This is a genomic window from Flavobacterium dankookense (assembly GCF_004362665.1).
In the GTDB taxonomy this organism is placed as follows: Bacteria; Bacteroidota; Bacteroidia; order Flavobacteriales; family Flavobacteriaceae; genus Flavobacterium; species Flavobacterium dankookense.
In genome coordinates this window covers 232,203-249,363 of the sequence record NZ_SNXR01000015.1, presented here as the reverse complement: position 1 = coordinate 249,363, position 17,161 = coordinate 232,203, and the positions used below count along the sequence as shown (strand labels likewise).

15 protein-coding genes are annotated in these 17,161 nt (G+C 35.5%); all 15 read right to left on the bottom strand.

What is annotated here, in order from left to right:
- Window positions 1–100 precede the first annotated feature (100 nt).
- The gene (pcaF, locus tag BC748_RS11390) at window positions 101–1,309 is read right to left on the bottom strand and encodes a 3-oxoadipyl-CoA thiolase (RefSeq protein ID WP_133533674.1); all 1,209 of its coding nucleotides are present in this window, start codon (window positions 1,307–1,309) and stop codon (window positions 101–103) included.
- 313 nt (window positions 1,310–1,622) lie between these two features.
- A complete protein-coding gene (locus BC748_RS11385) occupies window positions 1,623–2,030 on the bottom strand; it encodes a PaaI family thioesterase (protein ID WP_133533618.1) in 408 nt (135 codons plus the stop codon).
- On the bottom strand, window positions 2,031–3,179 hold the full coding sequence (locus BC748_RS11380) for a 3-hydroxyacyl-CoA dehydrogenase NAD-binding domain-containing protein (RefSeq protein ID WP_133533617.1): 1,149 nt from the start codon (window positions 3,177–3,179) through the stop codon (window positions 2,031–2,033). It abuts the gene before it with no gap.
- Between the two features lie 25 nt (window positions 3,180–3,204).
- A complete protein-coding gene (locus BC748_RS11375) occupies window positions 3,205–3,990 on the bottom strand; it encodes an enoyl-CoA hydratase-related protein (protein ID WP_133533616.1) in 786 nt (261 codons plus the stop codon).
- Window positions 3,991–4,088: 98 nt separating this feature from the next.
- Window positions 4,089–4,589 (bottom strand): 1,2-phenylacetyl-CoA epoxidase subunit PaaD, encoded by a 501-nt coding sequence (gene paaD / locus BC748_RS11370; protein ID WP_133533615.1) that lies wholly within the window; start codon window positions 4,587–4,589, stop codon window positions 4,089–4,091.
- A gap of 91 nt (window positions 4,590–4,680) precedes the next feature.
- The gene (gene paaC / locus BC748_RS11365; protein ID WP_133533614.1) at window positions 4,681–5,433 is read right to left on the bottom strand and encodes a 1,2-phenylacetyl-CoA epoxidase subunit PaaC; all 753 of its coding nucleotides are present in this window, start codon (window positions 5,431–5,433) and stop codon (window positions 4,681–4,683) included.
- 93 nt (window positions 5,434–5,526) lie between these two features.
- Window positions 5,527–5,808: a 1,2-phenylacetyl-CoA epoxidase subunit PaaB gene (paaB, locus tag BC748_RS11360; RefSeq protein ID WP_211338558.1), complete on the bottom strand. Its 282-nt coding sequence runs from the start codon at window positions 5,806–5,808 to the stop codon at window positions 5,527–5,529.
- A gap of 83 nt (window positions 5,809–5,891) precedes the next feature.
- A complete protein-coding gene (gene paaA / locus BC748_RS11355) occupies window positions 5,892–6,848 on the bottom strand; it encodes a 1,2-phenylacetyl-CoA epoxidase subunit PaaA (RefSeq protein ID WP_133533612.1) in 957 nt (318 codons plus the stop codon).
- A 301-nt stretch (window positions 6,849–7,149) separates the two neighbouring features.
- Window positions 7,150–8,223, bottom strand: coding sequence for a 1,2-phenylacetyl-CoA epoxidase subunit PaaE (gene paaE / locus BC748_RS11350; RefSeq protein WP_133533611.1), 1,074 nt, complete (start codon window positions 8,221–8,223; stop codon window positions 7,150–7,152).
- Between the two features lie 252 nt (window positions 8,224–8,475).
- A complete protein-coding gene (locus BC748_RS11345) occupies window positions 8,476–9,045 on the bottom strand; it encodes a TetR/AcrR family transcriptional regulator (RefSeq protein ID WP_211338557.1) in 570 nt (189 codons plus the stop codon).
- An 8-nt stretch (window positions 9,046–9,053) separates the two neighbouring features.
- Window positions 9,054–9,734, bottom strand: a complete 681-nt coding sequence (locus BC748_RS11340; RefSeq protein WP_133533610.1) for a DUF4230 domain-containing protein — start codon at window positions 9,732–9,734, stop codon at window positions 9,054–9,056.
- A 93-nt stretch (window positions 9,735–9,827) separates the two neighbouring features.
- Window positions 9,828–12,944 carry an Ig-like domain-containing protein gene (locus BC748_RS11335; RefSeq protein ID WP_133533609.1) on the bottom strand — a complete coding sequence of 1,039 codons (3,117 nt, stop codon included), beginning with the start codon at window positions 12,942–12,944 and terminating at the stop codon, window positions 9,828–9,830.
- Between the two features lie 76 nt (window positions 12,945–13,020).
- The gene (locus BC748_RS11330; protein WP_162846456.1) at window positions 13,021–14,472 is read right to left on the bottom strand and encodes an SUMF1/EgtB/PvdO family nonheme iron enzyme; all 1,452 of its coding nucleotides are present in this window, start codon (window positions 14,470–14,472) and stop codon (window positions 13,021–13,023) included.
- A gap of 76 nt (window positions 14,473–14,548) precedes the next feature.
- Window positions 14,549–15,196 (bottom strand): response regulator, encoded by a 648-nt coding sequence (locus BC748_RS11325; protein WP_133533607.1) that lies wholly within the window; start codon window positions 15,194–15,196, stop codon window positions 14,549–14,551.
- Between the two features lies 1 nt (window position 15,197).
- Complete coding sequence (locus tag BC748_RS11320; RefSeq protein ID WP_133533606.1) at window positions 15,198–16,976, bottom strand: tetratricopeptide repeat-containing sensor histidine kinase; 1,779 nt, start codon at window positions 16,974–16,976, stop codon at window positions 15,198–15,200.
- Window positions 16,977–17,161 lie beyond the last annotated feature (185 nt).

Below are 17,161 nucleotides of genomic sequence, written 5' to 3'. Positions count from 1 at the left end.
AACCAATATGTCGCTCCTACGGAGCTTTTATATTAAAATAAAAATCTTTTTTTCATTTTTTTCCATTTTTTCCATTTTTTCCATTGGCTAAAGCCAACGGCTATTCAGCTACGCGTTCGATAATTGCGGCGTAGCCTTGTCCAACTCCGATGCACATTGTAATTAATGCGTATCGTTTTCCTGTTAGTTGTAATTCTAAGGCTGCTGAATAGGCAATTCTTGCTCCGGTTACTCCTAGTGGATGACCGATTGCTATTGCGCCACCGTTTGGATTTATTCTTGTATCGTTGTCTTTTAATCCTAATTCGCGAATGCATGCTATACTTTGAGCTGCGAAGGCTTCGTTTAATTCTATTATGTCGATTTGATCCAATGTTAAACCTGCTTTTTCTAGTGCTTTTTTGGTGGCTTCTACTGGACCAATTCCCATGATTCTTGGTTCTACTCCTACTACGGATGAACTTACTATTCGAGCTAAAGGTTTTAGATTGTATTTTTTTACTGCTTCTTCTGATGCTATGATTGTTGCACAAGCTCCGTCATTTAATCCTGACGCATTTCCTGCTGTTACACTTCCGTCTTTTTTGAAGGCTGGACGTAATTTTGATAAACCTTCCATAGAAGTAGTTGACTTAATGAATTCGTCTTTTGAAAACTGAATCGCATCGCCTTTTCGTTGGGGAATTTCTACGGTTACTATTTCTTTGGCTAATCTTCCTGAAGTTTGGGCTGCTGTTGCTTTTTGTTGGCTATTTAAAGCGAATGAATCTTGGTCTTCGCGAGTGATATTGTATTTTTCTACCAAATTTTCGGCAGTTTCACCCATTGCGTCAGTACCATACATTTCGTGCAGTTTTGGGTTTATAAAACGCCATCCAAAACTAGTGTCGTACATTTTAGAATCGGTTCCATAAGCTGATGATGGTTTAGAAACTACTAATGGACCGCGAGTCATGTTTTCGATTCCGCCTGCTATAAAGATTTGTCCGTCGCCTGCTTTTATGGCACGATTTGCGTGGATTATGGCTGACAATCCCGAACTGCAAAGTCGGTTTACAGTTTCACCTGGAACTGTGAATGGTAATCCTGCTAATAAAAGTGACATCCTAGCCACATTACGATTGTCTTCACCGGCTTGATTGGCACAACCCATGATTACGTCATCATACGCTTCTTTTGGGATGTTTGGGTTATTTTCTACTACGGTTTTTATTACCAATGCACCTAAATCATCTGGACGAACCGATGCTAGTGTTCCTTGGTAATTTCCGATTGGAGTTCTTACTCCGTCTATGATGTATGCTTCCATGTTTGATTGTTGATTGTTGATTGTTGATTGTTGATTGTTGATTAGTTCTAAAATCAAAAATCGTTAATCTTCAATCGTTAATCCCTTTTTTTATTCTATTTTCTATTCAATACATTTACTATTTAGCCCTGATTGGAGAGGAAAGCACCCGATTTTTTTTCGGGACTTGGAACGGAAAGCAGGAATTGCCATTACTGAAAATGCCCGAGCCATTCGCTCTAAATGATTTATTTGATTGTTGATTAACGATTTTTGATTTTAGAACTTTATGAAACTTCAAAAATCAAAAATGTATATTCTTCAATCGTTAATCTTATTCTTCCCAATCTTTTTGTGTGCGATAGACTACTCCTTTGAATAATGCTACTAATTCATCGCCTCGTTTTACTTCTATTATATTGAACCCTAATTTGTTATTTACTTTTTCTATTACTGATTCGGCGGTTAGATAATCGCCTTCGTTTACAGCTTCGATGTGATTTATTGAGGTTTCGATGGAAACCGCAAATTTTCCGTGTGTGTTGGCTGCAAATCCAAAAGCGGTGTCGGCTAAGGAATAAGTGATTCCGCCGTGGGCTTTGTACATACTGTTGAGCATTTCCTTACGAACCATCATGGCCACTTTGCAACGCCCGATTTCGCATTCGAGAATTTCGATGCCGAGCCATTGGCTGTAAGCATCTTGACTTAACATTTTATATGGTATTTTTGTTCCTTCCATTTAGAAAAAATTTTTATTCTCTTTAGCCATTCTTCTTAAAATTGGGCTGCAACGATATCGGTCTTCGTGATATTCGTTGTATAATTCGTCTAGCTTTTCAACGCACCATTGAATGCCGAGTTCGTCTGCCCAAGCCAGTAATCCTTTTGGGTAATTTACTCCTTTGGTCATGGCGTTGTCAATATCTTTGGCTAATGCTATGTTTAAGAATAACGTATCTGCTGCTTCATTGATTAACATTACAATTACTCTTTCGAAAATTGATTTTGCTAAAACTAAATCTTCATTTGGAACTGGCAATTCTTTGTTGTAATCATAAAATCCTCGTCTTGATTTTCTTCCTAGAAATCCTGCTTCCAAAAGGCGTTTTTGTGTGAATGATGGTTTGAATTTTGGATCGAAATAGAATGCTGTGAATACGGTTTCAGTTACGATATAATTTACATCGTGACCAATCATATCCATTAGTTCGAATGGTCCCATTTTGAAACCGCCAATAGTTTTTAAAGCCCAATCTATGGTTGCAAAATCAGCTACTCCTTCATCGTAAATTCGTAAACTTTCACTGTAAAATGGTCTTGCAACTCGGTTTACAATGAAACCTGGTGTGTCTTTGGCAACGGCTACTACTTTTTTCCAATCGGAGATAATTTCTACTGATTTTTGGAGCACTTCTTCGCTGGTTTGAACCGCTGGAATTACCTCAACCAATTGCATTAATGGCGCTGGATTAAAAAAGTGAATTCCAATGACGCGTTCTGGTTTTTGGCAAGATGCAGCAATGGAAGCTATTGATAATGAAGACGTATTGGATGCTAAAATGGTTTCGGGCGAGACGTAATTTTCTAGTTCAGAAAATAATTTTCGCTTGATTTCCATATTCTCAATGATGGCTTCGACCACTAAATCGGAATGCGATAATTCTCCTAGCGTGTGTGCGTAGGAAATGTTATTTTCGATTCGGGATTTTTCATGCTCATCGATTTTTGCTTTTTCGACTAATTTAGATAGCGTATTTTCGAGATTGGATTTGCTTTTAGCAATCGCATCGAGATTGGTGTCGTAAATTTTTACTTCACAACCTGCAGTTGCGGCAACTTGCGCGATACCACTTCCCATTGTTCCTGAACCTATGATTGCTACTTTCATAACTATATTTCGTTCCAACGGAACTTTAATTTCCTTTAAATTCGGGTTTTCTTTTTTCTACGAAAGCAGTTACTCCTTCTTTGTAATCATTGGACGAACTCGCTTCAATTTGTAAATCACTTTCTAAAGCTAGTTGTTGTTCTAGATTATTTGTCATGGATTGATTTAATAATCTTTTGGTTAAACCCAGAGCTTTTGTTGGCATTTGAGCTAAATTTTCGGCTAATTCTTTTACTTCTTCATTGAAAATCCCAACCGGAAAAATTTTATAAATCATTCCCATATTTAAGGCTTCTACTGCTGAAACTTTATCGCCTAACATCATTAAAGCTGTTGCTTTTTGGAAACCAATTAATCTTGGCAAAAAGAATGTTCCTGCGCTGTCTGGAATTAATCCGATTTTGCTGAAAGCTTGAATAAAACTTGCTTGTTCTGATGCTACCACAATATCACAGGCTAAAGCGATGTTAGCTCCAGCTCCAGCGGCAACACCATTGACAGCGGCAATTATAGGTTTTTCGATGTTTCTTATTTTTTGAATAATTGGATTGTAATGTTCTTCCAATATTTTTCTGAAACCCGGATTTAGGTCTGGATCTGTTACTTCATTTAGGTCTTGTCCAGCGCAAAATGCTTTTCCGTTTCCGGTGATTACTATTGCTCGGACATTTGTATCGTTTGCACAATTGTCAAGAGTTTCTTGTAACAGAAAAGCCATCTCACGATTGAAACTATTGAAAACTTCGGGTCTGTTTAGTGAAATCCACGCGACATTATTTTCAATTTTTAGTTCTATTGAATTATTGCTCATACCTATATTTATTGAAGATTGAAGAATAACGATTTTTGATTTCAGAATTTTTAAAATTTCATAAATCAAAAATCAACATTCAACAATCGTTAATCCTATTATTTTAAACATTTAAAGTAGTCGAATGGTTCTAAGCAATCTTCGCATTGGAAAAATGCTTTGCATGCTGTGGAACCAAATTGACTTACTAATTTTGTGTTGAATGAACCGCATTGCGGACATTTTACTACTTTTTTATTTCCAAGAAGTGCTTCTTTATCTGCTGATTCTGATAATGGTGAAGCAATTCCGTATTTTTCTAATGCTGCTCTGCCTTTTGGCGTAATCCAATCGGTTGTCCATGCTGGCGAAAGGATTAGTTCTACTTTGGCTTCGTAGCCTTTTTGTTTGAATGCTAATTTGATATCATCACCAATTACATCCATTGCTGGGCAACCGCTGTAGGTTGGTGTGATTTGAACTTCTACAATTCCGTTTACTATTTTGGCAGAACGAACTACGCCCATTTCCATTATTGATAATACTGGAATTTCTGGATCGGATACTGTTTCGAGGATTTCGAAGAGATTTTGGTCGATATGTGTTAATTGTTCTGTCATGTAGATTTATTTGATTGAAGATTAACGATTTTTGATTTATGAAGTGAAAAATTCAGAAATTAAAATTCAGAAATCGACAATCGTTAATCATTTACCAATTCATATTTGGATACGCTAATTGCATGTATTGCATTTGTGCCAAAAGATATCCCATGTGTTCGCTGTGAATTCCTTGTTTTCCTCCTTTTTGGAAATACTCAATTGTTGGAATTTCTAATGTTGCTTCTTCTAAAATTTCGTTTACTTTTTTAAAGTAAGTTCCTTTCAAAAGTGTTACATCTACACCAATTCCTTCGGCAACCATTGCTTTATCGGCATCGGTTTGGTGAAATAATTCGTCGGTGAAAATCCATAAATCGTTGATTGCGGTTTGGATTTTGTTATGACTTTCTTCGGTTCCGTCGCCTAATCTTCTAATCCAATCAGAAGAAAATCTAGTGTGATACGAAACTTCTTTTATGCTTTTTTTAGCAATAGCTGATAACGTTTCGTCTTTGCTATTTTGTAATTCTTCTAATACTAACAAATGATAGACATCAAACAGGAATTGTCTTGTAATAGAATAAGCAAAATCTTGATTGGGTTGTTCTACCAATAAAACGTTTTTATATTCTCTTTCTTTTCTTAAGAAAGCGATTGTATCTTCTGTAGCATCGCCTCCGATTAATTTGGCTGCATATTGAAAGTAACTACGTACTTGACCGAATAAATCTAGAGAAATATTGGTCATAGCAATATCGGTTTCTAGACTTGGACCGTGACCGCAAAGTTCACCGAGACGTTGACCTAGAATTAGAGAATTATCTGCAATTCCGTAGATGTATTGAATTAAATTGTTGTTCATTTTTTGTTTTTTAAACCATTAAGAAATTAAGAAAAATTAAGTTTAAACCATATAAGACAATTAAGGTCATTTAAGTAAAACTTATTTCAAATTCTACATGTGTTTTAATTCGTCTGGTAATTCATAGAATGTTGGATGACGGTAGGCTTTGTCCTTTGCTGGATCGAAAAGCTCTGCACTATCATGTGGATTTGAAGCTGTGATTTGTGCTGATGGAACTACCCAAATACTTACGCCTTCCATTCTGCGTGTGTAAACATCTCGAGCGTTTTCTAATGCCATTGTTGCATCGCTTGCATGTAAACTCCCGCAATGGCGGTGTTCTAATCCGTTTTTACTTCTTATAAATACTTCCCAAAGTGGCCAGTTTTTCATAGTGTTCAATTATTAGTGTTCAGTGTTCAGTTATTAGTGCTCAGATTTAACTGTCAACTAATTTCTGTCAACTGAATACTGAATTATATAGCTTGTTTTACTTCTTTGTTTGCTTGTTTTTCGGCGTAAGCCATTGCTGCATCACGAACCCATTTTCCGTTATCCCATGCATTTTTACGTGCTGAGATTCTTTCTTTATTACATGGTCCGTGGCCTTTTACAACTTGCCAGAATTCGTCCCAATCTAATTCTCCAAATTCGTAATGTTTGGTTTCTTCGTTAAATTTTAACGTTGGATCTGGAATTGTAAGTCCGATCATGTGTGCTTGTGGAACGGTTTGGTCTACAAATTGTTGACGTAATTCATCGTTAGTTTTGCGTTTCAATTTCCATTTCATGGATTGTTCTGTGTGAACAGAAGCATCGTCTGTTGGTCCAAGCATCATTAATGCTGGAAACCACCATCTGTTTAAGGCATCTTGTGCCATTTCTTTTTGCTCTGGCGTTCCTTCTGCAAGTGTCATCATGATTTGAAAACCTTGACGTTGGTGGAAACTTTCTTCTTTGCACACACGTACCATGGCACGAGCATAAGGTCCGAATGACGTAGTTGTTAATGGCACTTGATTGATGATTGCTGCGCCGTCAACTAGCCAACCAATTGCTCCCATATCTGCCCAAGTTAATGTTGGATAATTGAAAATACTTGAATATTTTGCTTTTCCAGAATGGAGTTGATCGTATAATTCTTCGCGAGATACGCCTAAAGTCTCACAAGCAGAATACAGGTATAAACCATGTCCAGCTTCGTCTTGAATTTTGGCTAAAAGTGCTACTTTTCTTTTTAGAGAAGGCGCACGAGTTATCCAATTTCCTTCGGGTAACATGCCAACAATTTCGGAATGCGCGTGTTGGGAAATTTGACGAATGTGTGTTTGACGGTACTTTTCGGGCATCCAGTCTTTTGGTTCGATTTTTTCGTCTCTTGCAATTCTTGCGTCGAAAATTGCTTCTAGGTTTTTTACTTCGTGTTCTGACATAATTTTTTGAATTAGTGTTCAGTGTTCAGTCGCCGTAATACTTTACTTTGCAGTAACTTTGAACGATTATTATTTTATTTTTCTTTTTCTGAACCATATAAGCTATATAAGGTCATTTAAGAATTTATGATTTCTATATTTTAATTTTATTCCTTTTGCTTACTCTCTAGCCCTGATTGTAGTGGAAATCCTTTACTTTTTTTCTTTAAAAAAGTAAAGATTGCAACGGAAAGCAGGAAAATGGATTGCAAAAAATGCCCAAGCCATTTGCTTCGCCAATTCGCTATCGCTCGTGCCGCTCCTAAACTCCAAAATCGACTACTACTTTTTCTGAGGTTGGCACGGCTTGACAGCTTAACACCAATCCTTTTGCGACTTCGTTTTCGTCGAGTGCGTAATTGATTTTCATTTCGACTGTTCCTGACACGACTTTGCACTTGCATGTGCTGCAAACGCCACCTTTGCAGGCGAATGGCAAATCGGCTCCAGCGGCTAATGCACCGTCTAGAATGTTGTCGAAATCGTCGTCCATAACGAAATGGAATTCTTTTCCGCCATCGATGATTGTTACATCTGTTCCTTCTACTTTTTTCTCTACAATTTTTGCCATTCGGGCTTTGTCTTCTTCAGTAATTCCTGAGGTAAACAGCTCGTAATGGATTTTATTTTTGTCTAAACCTGCGGCTACTAATTCGTCGCGGATTAGGAATATCATTTGTTCTGGACCGCAAATAAAACATTCGTCGGTTGATGGAATGTCGATGATATTTTTGGTAAGAACTTGTAATTTTTCTTTGGTAAATCGTCCGTTTAATAATTCGATGCTTCGGTGTTCTTTGGTTAAGAAATGGAAGATTTCGAAACGGTCGAAATAGGTATTTTTTAGTTGTTCAATTTCTTCTTTAAAGATAATTGATTTTACGGTACGATTGAGGTAAAACAGTTTAAATGTGCTGTTTGGCTCGGAAATTAAGTGCGTTTTTATGATGGAAAGAATTGGAGTTATTCCGCTTCCTGCTGCAAAAACGATGTAATTTTTCGGTTTTTGGGAGTTGATTGCTACATTAAATTCACCATTTGGCGCCATAACTTCGATGGTGTCACCTTTTTTAAGGGTGTCGTTTACGAAAGTTGAAAACAATCCGCCGTTGATTTTTTTAACAGCGATTTTCCACGTATTTTCGATTGGAGATGAACATAATGAATAGGAACGACGTGTATCTTGACCGTTGATGATTGATCGAAGCGTTAAATGTTGTCCTTGTTTGTATTGGAATTCTTCCTTTAAATCGTTTGGAATTTCAAAAGAAAGTACGGAACAATCTTTTGTTTCCTTGTAAATATCGGCAATTTTTATGCTGTGAAATTTTGACATAACTTCTTACTACTTTTTAACTAACACTTGTTAGTTTGTTATGCAAATTTAGTGAAAATTTTGATATGTTACGAAAACGTTATAATTTTTTATCTAGGTTTAGTTAAAACCATTGGGTAGTTTTTTGAACCATTAAGAAATTAAGGTTCATTAAGTTTTAAGTTGCAATACAGATTGGATAAACTTGAGAAATTTAAAAAAATATTGCTTGTATTTTCGTCAATTAATAAATTAAGGTTCATTAAGTTTTGCTTACACTATTCCATTTAATAAAACCTGTATCATATTTGCTTTTAGGACTTCGGGTTTGATTGTTTTTTTCTTTCCGTACCAGAGGTAGAGCGTTCTTAGTGTGGAAAGTGTGGAGAAAATGATGACTTCGATGTTTAGGTTTTTGATTTCGCCGTTTGCTATTCCGGATTTAATAATTTTTCGAAAACTTTCTTCGTAGTCTTCACGCATTTTGATGAAATAGATTAAATCGTCGTCGGTTAAATGCATCCAATCGTTGTTTAGGCAAGCTAATGCATCTGAATTTCGTAGAGTAATATCGATATGAAGTTGAATAACTCGTTCGATTTTTTGGATTGTAGTTTGGTCTGAAGCTAGTATTTCATCAATTACGGAAGTAAATTCTTCGGCTATTTCAATGATTATTAAGACTAAAATTTCTTGTTTTGATTTGATGTGATTGTATAAACTTGCTGCTTTTATATCCATAGCTTGGGCAATGTCACGCATAGTTACAGCGCTGTATCCTTTTTCTTTGAAAAGTTTTGCGGATACGTTTATGATTTCGGTTTTTCTATCAATTGGCTTCATCAAAACAATTATAGTTTTTTATTAAAGTCAGCTTCGTTAGTAATGCTATTTCCTTCATACACTAATTTCCAACCCATGGAATTAGTAAGGATTAAAATCTTTGACAACTCACTTAACAATCTGTTTTTTGCATTTGATTTTAATGTGGATTTTTCAATTTTCTTTTGCAAATTGGCACGAACCGTTTTGTTCACTTTGTTGTAATCATCACCTGTGAATGGATTTAATGTGCTTTGATCTACATCATAATATTCAATATTAGGACTGATTTTAATTTCCTCTTTTGGAATGTTGAGGATGGTAATCGTTTTATTTTTTTCGTCAATATCATACTTTATTTGCCTCATATCATAAGCGACAGTGACATCTGCATTGACAATTATCAATGCCTTTTTTTCAAAAGAAACCATATCCATAAGATATCTTTTTTGGTCTTTATAAGTAAGAACTTCGGCAAAATGTCCTTCGGTAACAATTAGTTTTCCAACATTTTTGATTTGCTTCTCAATTAAATTTGTGTTGTATTCAATTGTTGAAGCTTCTTCTTTGGAAGAGAAAAATTTGAAGATAATTACACCAATGACGATAAATAAAAGCAAGTAAATGAGCTTTCCTGATCTTCCAATTCCTTGAATAATTGGAACTAAAAGATTTTTGATTTGAGTTTCTGTTGATACTTTCCTTGTCATTTTCAATAATTTGAACGAAGATAGAAAATCAAATTTATTTATATTAAAAAAACCGCCTCAAAAGTGAGACGGTTTCTAATCAATTTATGATTATTACTTCTTAATTACTTTGCTGATTTTGGTTGAACCATTTTCATCACTAATTTTGAGTAAATAAGTAGCTGTTGGCAATTTTGATAAATCTACCTCATCTTGCATGGAGTTAAATTGCTTTACAAATAGCGATTGACCAAGTAAATTAACAACTTCAACATTTTTGATTTGTTGTGTACTTGAAATAGTAACGCTATTTTCTGTTGGATTTGGATAGATTTTTATGTTATTTTTTTCAAAATCATCAATACCTAAACATCCACCTAAAGTCATTGTAACCGCCAATCTTGTTGGACTTTCACAACTGGTAAGCGTTTGAGAAGCATAATAGGTTGTTCCAGAAACTAAAGCTGTTCCATTTGGAATTATATTTCCGCCTGTTGGAGAATCATACCAAATTACGTTCGAACCAGTAACCAAAATTAATCCGACAGTTTCTCCTGCACAGAAGGTTTGATTTGCAAAACCTGTTGGTGCAGCAATTGTGTTTATTGAAGCCGTTACTGCCACTCTCGAAGATGTACAAGAACCATTTGTTGCTTCTACATAATACGTTGTAGAATTTGAAATTACAGGTGTTGTAAAACTTGTTCCTGTTGCGAGCAAAGTTCCTCCAGAAGGCGCATTATACCAATTCAATGTTCCGATATTGGAAGTTGCATTTAATGTTAAAGTTCCTGCATCGCATCTACTCGCTGGTGATGTTGAAGTGATTGTTGCTACTGCAAATACTGTTGCGTTTACAGCAGTTCGAGCCGAATTACAACCTCCATTTACAACCTCAACATAATAAATAGTTGTAGTTCCTAAAATTGGAGTAGTGAAACTTCCACCAGTTGCCACTAATGTTCCGCCTGTTGGAGCGTTGTACCAATTAATTGTTCCGATACTTGCTGTTGCTTGTAATGTTACACTTCCGTCGCCGCATCTACTCGCTGGCGTTGTTGAAGTTATCACTGGAATTTCATTAATAGTTGCTGTAACCGATGTTCTTACTAATGATGTACAAACTCCGTTCGTCGCTTCTGCAAAATACGAAGTTGTAGCAGATAAACTTGGTGTGGTAAAGTTAAAACCTGTTCCGACTAAAGTACCGCCAACTGGAGCATCATACCAATTTACAGTTCCAGATGAGAAAGTTGCCGATAAAGTAACCGAACCATTTCCACAACGTGAAGCTGGCGTTGACGACGTATTTGTTGGTCTATTGGTTACCGTAACTTCTACAGGAGTTCTTACTGATGAACAACTTCCGTCAATTGCTTGAGCATAAAAAATTGTTGTAGTACTCAAACTTGACAATGAATAATTACTTCCTGTTGCGAGCAAAGTTCCACCTGTTGGTGAATTATACCAATTAACTGTTCCCGAACTTGCTACAGCTGTTATGTTGAATGCATCACCACTACAAATACTCGCTGGAGTTGTTGATGATATTGTTGGACTTGCATTTACGGTAGCTACAACTGATGTTCTCACAGAAGTACAAGATCCATTTACAGCTTCGACATAATACGTTGTAGTTGCAGAAATACTAGGCGTTGTAAAACTTGTTCCAGTTCCAAGTAAAGTTCCTCCAGTTGGAGCATTGTACCAATTTAACGTTCCAGCATTTGCTGAAGCAAAAAGAGTAACACTACCTGTATCACATCTATTTCCTGGAGTAGTAGAAGTTATACTTGGTGTAACATTCACTGTTGCTGTTACTGCAGTTCGCGCTGAATTACAAGTTCCAGAAGTTGCTTCAACATAATAAGTTGTTGTGGTACTAATACTTGGAGTTGTAAAACTTGTTCCTGTTCCTACTAAAGTTCCTGCTGTTGGTGCATCGTACCAGTTTAATGTTCCGCTTGAAGCTAGTGCTTGCAACGTTACACTTCCTGCATCGCATCTGGTTGCTGGTGTTGTTGATGTAACTGTTGGCACAGCATTTATCGTAGCAATTACAGGAGTTCTTGACGAAGTACAAAATCCGTTGGTTACCTGAACATAATACGTTGTAGTTGTGGATAACCCAAATAAATTTAATGTTCCACCTGACGCTAATAATGTTCCACCCGAAGGTAAATCATACCATTGTATTGTACCCGAACTTGCTATTGCCAATAAAGTAATATTTCCAGTTCCACATCGAGCTGCAGGAGTTGTTGAAGTAATTGTTGGTGTATTATTTACCGTTGCAACAACTGAAACTCGTGTTGAAGTACATGAACCTACAACCGATTGAACATAATAGGTTGTTGTAGCGGAAATACTTGGCGTTGTAAAACTAGTTCCTGTTCCAACTAGATTTCCTCCTGTTGGTGCATCATACCAATTTAACGTTCCCAAAGTTGCAGCCGCTTGCAAGGTTACAGTACCTGCATCGCATCTGCTTGCTGGAGTTGTTGAATTTACAACTGGAATTGCAGTTACTGTTATGTAATCGGTGAAGGTAACTGTGTCACTTCCGTTATAATTGGTTGCTGTAAATACTACCGTAAAAGTTCCAGGTGAATTGAATGTGAATGTTGGATTTTGAACTGTTGATGTGCTTGGTGTTGCACCAGTTATTGTCCAATTCCACACAAAAGGAATATTAGTTGACGTATCTGTAAACGTAACCGATTGACCTACACACAAAGCCGTTGTTGACGCTGTAAAACTTGCCACTGGTGGTTGCGTTGGACATATTGGAGCAGTTGCATCCAATGAAAAACCATCGCTATTTCCTCCAAAATATGCATAAAACTGAGGTGGAAATCCGCAAACAGTGCTTTCTAAAGTTTCTACTCCTGCACCATCACTATTTCCTCCAAAATAGGCAAAGAAAGATGGTGGAATTCCACAAGTTGTGGCACTTAATTCTTCTGTTGCTGCACCATCTGAAACTCCACCAAAATAAGCATATTGGAAGTTTGAAAATCCGCAGGTTGTTGCACTTAACTCATCGACACTTGCACCATCGTTGTTTCCTCCAAAATAGGCATAAAAATGCGCTGGAGTTGAACAACTGGTTGCGCTAATTTCATCTAAAGTTGCTCCATCCGAAACACCTCCGTTGTATTGTGAAAAAGCGTTGAATTGTGTCAAAAGAAATGTTAAGCAAACAACTAAATATATTTTTGTTGTTTTCATCTAATTTGATTTTTAAATTATTATAATTCATTGTATTGCAAATCAAAACTATTGAGATGCAAATCAAATTAGAATGTTATCTTACACCACGACCACCATAAATTGGATATCTAGCAGCATCAACTGTTGTATTTCTGTGAGAAATTCTAGCTTGTGTTGCAGGACTAATATAATCACCACCTTTAAAAGAGATACCGATTGCAGTTACTGGAGAAGGCCAAGTAGCTTGATTAGAGTCGCCAAGAGGTGTTAATGTTCCATCGCCAAGAGTTCCGTTAAAAGCTGTTCCAGTTGCATTTGCTGTTGTTACACATCTTTCTTGTAAATTTCCACTCATCTCCATTGCGCCATAATAAGCTGCACCTGATGATGCTCTACCCGATGTTCCTGTAGCAAAAACACCCACTTTTAATGGTCCGTAAATACCACTGATACTTCCAATAGCTACAGCACATGCTCCATTTGTTGCTGGCGTATAGGTTTCATTTGCTTGAAAATCATTAATTAATCCAGCTGAAACATTATATACTGGAACAATATCTGTTGTTCCCCAAGCGTATTCTCCACCAACTCTAGGTAAAGTTCCTCTACATATTTTCTCAAATTCCATTTCAGTCATTGGACGTAAAGCAGCCCAATCTAAATAGGCAGATAAATCGGCATAACTCATTCCGCTATTAGCAATTGCTTGACCATCATCGCTGTTGTTTTCTACACCTGCAGTTGCATCACAAGCGTAAACTGCTGGGATAGCAGCATTGTTTCCTGGTGTTAAAATTCTTATTCCATTACGATAATTAAATCCTGTAAACATGGCATAAGTTCCTGCTGCACTAATTGGATCATTAAACGTTCTTGATTTTTGTTGATCATAAGTTAATGCGTTTAAAAACTCTACATATTGTTGTTGCGATATTTCATATTTCATACAATAAAAAGCATTGTAACCCATTGGAAAAGTTGCTGGAACAGCCGCAGAACTACCACCAATTACAGCAGAAGTTAATCCTGATGCTTGTGTTGCAGCTGTTATAGAAATACTGTTATATGATGAAGTACTTGTACCATCACCAATTTCAAAGTTTCCTTGCGGTACATTTACCATTTCGATACCAAAAACTTTAAAATTATATGGCCCAGCTCCAAGTCCAGTCATTTTTAATGTGATGGATGTAGCAGAAATATTACCACCACCAAGAGCACTTCTTCTGATGAAAACACCTCTACCGTCGGCAACTGGATCTACTTGTAACGGAGAAGCCGCAGAATGATCGCCTGCAGCTGTACTTAAACTAGTATGCGCCCACAAACGTGTGTTACAATCTTGAAATTTCACGAAAACCCAAACTGCATCCCAGTTGGCCGGTGCAACATTGGCATTCCAACTGTTATCCCAAGAAATATTAAATGTAATATCATTTCCAGAAACTGATGTTCCTGTAATCTCTAAATTATTTGCATTTGTGTTGATAGCAAATAATAAAAATAATGCCGAAGCAATTTTTAAAAAGTAATTTTTTGTTTTCATCATTTTATTTTTTAGTTATTAAGCAAATCTATATGATGAAACAGAGCAAAGAAATAAGGCAATTGCCTTATTTTCATTAAATCAAATTGTTATTTTTTGCTTTTTGAATGGCTTCCAATTTGTTATGAACTTGAAGTTTGGTATAGATGTTTTCAATATGTTTTCTAACAGTTGATGGAGAAAGTATTAAATTATCAGCAATAATATTATAACTCAATCCTTTGCTTAGTTGTTCAAGAACTTCTATTTCGCGAGTTGACAATTTAATTTCTTGATTGTCATTGGAGACAAAATCAACAGGGTTTCTGAGTAATTTTAATGTTTTTAGTGCTATCGAAGGATTCATTGCTGCTCCACCATTTAGCGTTTCAATAATTCCTTGATGAAGTTCTTTTGGGTTTACTTCTTTGAGCAAATAACCATCAGCTCCTGCTTTGATTGCATTGAAAATATTTTCATCGTTATCAAATACTGTAAGCATAATAATTTTGATTTGAGGATATTTATTTTTAACCAATTTAGTCGCATCAATCCCATTGCATTCAGGCATTTCGATATCCATTAGAATTAAATCAATGTTTTTATTTGCTTCTAATTTCGTTATTAAATCTTTACCATTTATTGCAGTAAATTTCAGTACTAAATCGTCAAAAAAAGAGAGCTTTTCGGCAACGGCTTTTTGAAGAAATGTATTATCGTCGACTATTGCTATTCTTACTGACATGTTATTTTTTTTTAAATTTTAAAACGATTGTTGTTCCTTTTTCTAGTTGTGAAGTTACTACAATTTCACCATTTAATTCTTTGGTGCGCTTTTTTAGATTGTTTATTCCGTTACCAAAATTAGTCGTTGCTTCATCAAAACCAATTCCGTTGTCCTTAATTATGATTTCTATAAATTGATTTTGAAATAAAACTTCAACCGAAACTTTTGTTGGTTTGGCATGTTTCAAGGCGTTATTTATTGATTCTTGAATAATTCTATAACTGTTTATTCCTTCCAAAGAACTCAATGAAATCGGTGCAAATTCCTCTTGACAATTGAACTCAAAGTCAATTCCGTTGGATGCAATTTGAGCATTCTCGATAAAATTGGAAATTCTCACTTTTAAATCTTCAAACGATATTTCGTCTTTGTTCATCGCCCAAATGGTATCACGAAGTTCCGCAATAGTTTCTTTAGTAAATCCGCTTAGACTGGTTAATTTATTGATAATTTTCTCGTCTTGATCTTTCAATCCATATTTCAAATTATCGATTGTAGAAATAATAAAAGTCAACTGCGAACCTATATTATCATGCAAATCTCTTGAAATTCTCAGACGTTGTTCCTGTAGTTTATTTTGGGTTTCAATTTTCAACAATGCGTCTTTTAATTCATTTTCTTTTTGAAGTTGGACTGTTTTTTGTTTTTGTTTACTGTAGAATAAAAAGCCCAAAAGAATAGCGATTATTGCTAATGAAAAACCACCTAAAATCCATAGATTTTTCTCAGCCAATTTTGCTTTTTGAATTAAAATTTCCCTTTCTTTTTGTTCGGTTTCGTATTCAATATCGAGTTCTGATTGTTTATTTCTTACTTCAGAATTGAAAATACTGTCCTTAACTTCAACATGACTTTTAAATGTTTCCAGTGCTTTTCTAAAATCTTCGTTTCGCTCATAAACGCCCGACAACTCTTTATAATTGTCTTGTGTCAAATAGAGAAAATTGTGCTTTTTGCTCCATTCAATTGCTTGATTAAAATAACTTATCGACTTTTCATCATCATTAATTTGCTTGAAATAAAAACCATAATAATTCAAATTTTCAGCAATTCCATAAACATCCTGAATTTCTTTTCTAACCTTGTAAGCATAATCCAAAAGTGTTTTTGCTTCAAGAGGTTTGTTTTGAATCAATTTGACCAAAGCTATTTTATTTGCGCTATAAGGAATTCCGTGATTGTCTTTTAATTTTTCTTTTAGTTTTAATGATTTGTTGTAGAAAAATAGCGCGCTATCGAGTTGGTTTTGCATTTCTTTCAAAACACCATAGTTATCATAAATTCCACTCAAACTAAACTCGTCTTTAATAGATTCTGCCAGCCTCATTCCTTTATTCATATACTTCACAGCTGAATTCATGTCTCTTCGTTTCAACTGATAACCATATTCAGCATAGGAATTGGCTTGCTTGTTTTTTAATTTCAACTGCTGATAGAGTCGAGTTGCTTTGAGCATGTATTTTGTATTCAAATCGTACTTTCCTTGAAAATAGTATATCAAACTCAAGTTATAGTACGAGTCAGCAATTCCGATTTTGTAATTGATTTTTTGGGCTTTACTCAGATTGTCTTGATAAATTTTTAGGTAGTTTGAAGTATTGGCTATTTTGTTTTGATAAGAAAGATTATTAATAGAATCAATCTGTTTTATAAGCCCATCATTATGAGCCAATATGATATTGCTTTTAAAAATTAAAAGAAAAAGAAGAAGCAATATTGGACTTGGTTTTATAGACATTTAGTATAAAAAAGTATTGGCAACTAAAAAAAAGTCCTTTCCAAACCTTAAGTTTTGCTCCACTGATATTGGTTTGAAAAGGACGACAATAAAAACAACCGTTTTATCTTAATTCTGTATTAGACTACTCATTTAATATTACAAAGATGGCTGATGTGCGTGTAAAAAAAAATACGGCAAATGCC